This is a genomic window from Mesorhizobium sp. M0663, from assembly GCF_040320585.1.
In the GTDB taxonomy this organism is placed as follows: Bacteria; Pseudomonadota; Alphaproteobacteria; order Rhizobiales; family Rhizobiaceae; genus Mesorhizobium.
Genome location: NZ_JAMYPX010000091.1, coordinates 1 through 1,925 on the forward strand (window position 1 = coordinate 1; position 1,925 = coordinate 1,925).

Annotated in this window: 2 protein-coding genes; both read right to left on the reverse strand. The window is 64.0% G+C overall.

Features of this window, described 5'->3' with window-relative positions:
* A partial coding sequence (locus NKI54_RS36180; protein WP_352694623.1) for a recombinase family protein occupies positions 1-1,031 on the reverse strand: 1,031 nt, incomplete at its 3' end.
* Positions 1,021-1,218 (reverse strand): hypothetical protein, encoded by a 198-nt coding sequence (locus NKI54_RS36185; protein WP_352694625.1) that lies wholly within the window; start codon positions 1,216-1,218, stop codon positions 1,021-1,023. The genes NKI54_RS36180 and NKI54_RS36185, both read right to left, overlap by 11 nt.
* Positions 1,219-1,925 lie beyond the last annotated feature (707 nt).

Consider the following 1,925-nt stretch of genomic DNA (forward strand, 5'->3'; position numbering starts at 1 on the left):
TTGGTTCCCGTGTAGCGGACCGTCAGCTTGCGGCCGCAGCGCCGGCAGCGGACAAGGCCGGCGAGCAGAGCGTCGCCATGCTTGGGCGCCCCGTGATGCCGGCCCGTGGGCACGTTGTCGCTCACCATCTTACGGATCGCTTCCGCCCTTTCCCAGCTGACGTAGCCTTCGTGTGCACCCGGGATCAGCGCCAGCCATTCATCACGCGCCTTACGGCGGCTGCGCGAGCGAATGGCTGTTGCATTATATCCCGACGCAGCACGAGTCTTACCATAGGCGTAGGCGCCGCCGTAGATCGGGTTCTCGATCATTCGGTGGATGGTCGCATAGCTTGGCCTGCGCCAAACCACATCGCCATTGTTGCGCTTGGCAGGCAAATCCAGCCCATGTTCGAGGAACCAGAGCAGGGCCTGGCGCGCACTGCCGAGTTCCGCCACCTTGTCAAACACAAGGGTGATGGCCTCCTGCATGCGACGATCGGGATCCTTCTCCAGCCGGTCGCCGACCTTCACGAAGCCGACCGGGGAAGCGACGACGAGTTCACCGCGCCGGGCCTTCTCATAGCGGGCCGACAGGGAGCGCTGACGCAGAAGATCGAGCTCATACTCGTTGAGACTGCCCTTCAATCCCAGCAGCAGCCGGTCATTGCCCTGGCGCGGTGCGTAGACCGTCTCCTGGTCGATCAGCACGGTATCGACGACGCGGCACATCTCGATGAGCTGCTGCCAGTCGCGGCTGTTGCGGGCAAAGCGCGATACCTCCCGCGCCGCAACCGCCCCAACCTTGCCGAGACAGACTGCGGCGACCATCCGATCGAAGCCCGCTCGCGCGACACCGCCAGCAGCAGAGCGGCCGAGATCGTCATCGACGGTCTCGATGCAAGACCAGCCGAGCGCCACCAGGCGATCGCGCATCGCATACTGCAGGGCGCTGCTCTCACGATTGTGCAGAACCTGATGGGCCGAGGACTGCCGCACATACAGGATCGCCTTGCGCTCCAGATGGTGGGGCCGGATCTTCTCATGCATCATGGCGCGCTTCCTCCCGTTGAACGGCGCGCGCGCCGTCGACGTGATCGAGGATCAGGCGCACCATCAGCTTTGTCAGCGTCAGGCGCGTCTCTTCCGGCAGCGCCTGCCATGGTGGCATCTGCGCGGTCTCCGCCTCGTGCGGGTTGGAGAACAGATCGAACTGATATGTCGTGGGCTGGCGCGGCATGGACCTCTCCCCGATTCGCGTCGTGAGGACCCGATGCTGCGCCCGAATCCTCCAATTGCGATGGGGTGGGGGAATTGGCCGTCGCGTCCTGCAGCAGTGTCACCAAGACGCCAAGCGTTCTGGGATCAACATGTGGGGCAGCGGCAATGCGCCACGCGGCGCAGACCGCGCGATCAAACATCCAGGCCGGAACCTCCAGCCACCGATCGGAGGCGTGGCCAGAGAGACTGCAGCGGAAAACCACCCGGTCAGCCTTCTCGATCACCTCATGAACGTGAACACAACGCCCGGCCCAGGGATGCCATGGATAAAGAAACTCGCGTTCCTCGGTCCCGTGGGCGTTCTCTCGTCATGTTGTTCAACACCGCAAGGCCTCATTCCTCGCTCGGCTACCAGACCCCGGCGGCATACGCCGAGGACATCACCGCAACCGGCTCCGACGCTGTGCTGATGGAAGGCTCTGCGCCTCCGCCGGTTGCTCAACCCGCGCCAAGAGGCGTAACAGAAACGGCCCGGACTCTAATCGCCGCTGGATGAATGTTCAGTGGTAAGCGCCACGCCGCTCCCCTCGTGCGGGGCATGAGGTGAATGTGCGAAGAATCCTCCCGATCGCGAGAGACGGAGGGCCTACGTGGGAGCAGACGGCAAAATGGACGTCGATTTGGACGTCCCAACAGCTGGCTACGCAGGCCGGCTCGAGGTTCTGG